Here is a 425-nt window from a genome sequence, read left to right as displayed (position 1 = left end):
CGTTGACGCCGGTGTCGTCGGCGGCGACGTCCACGCACTTGCCGCCGGGCCCGGCGACCGGGGCACCGCCGTTCACCGCGAACTTCTGGGCGGCCGAGCCGTTGCAGTCGTAGATCTGGAGCCGGGTGCCGTTGCCGGTGGCGCCGCCGGGCGAGTCGAGGCAGCGCCCTGACTGCGGGTTGAGCAGCGAACCGTCCGCCTGCTGGACCCACTTCTGCCCGCCGACCCCGTTGCAGTCCCACAGCTCGACCTGGGTGCCGTTGGCGGTGCCGTTGCCGTTGATGTCCAGGCAGCGGCCGATGGTGCCGAGCGAGCCGTCGGGGTTGTGCGTCCAGTGCTGATCCTCGGCGTAGGACTGGCAGTCCCAGAGCTGGACGGCGGCGGCGTTGACGCCGGTGTCGTCGGCGGCGACGTCCACGCACTTG

General features: G+C 72.0%; 1 protein-coding gene. It reads right to left on the bottom strand.

What is annotated here, in order from left to right; genetic code table 11:
* On the bottom strand, window positions 1-425 hold a 425-nt coding region (locus GTW40_RS11230), incomplete at both ends, for an RICIN domain-containing protein (RefSeq protein WP_161180019.1).

It is taken from the genome of Streptomyces sp. SID4985 (assembly GCF_009863025.1).
In the GTDB taxonomy this organism is placed as follows: domain Bacteria; phylum Actinomycetota; class Actinomycetes; order Streptomycetales; family Streptomycetaceae; genus Streptomyces.
This window is presented reverse-complemented; position numbering and strand designations above follow the sequence as displayed.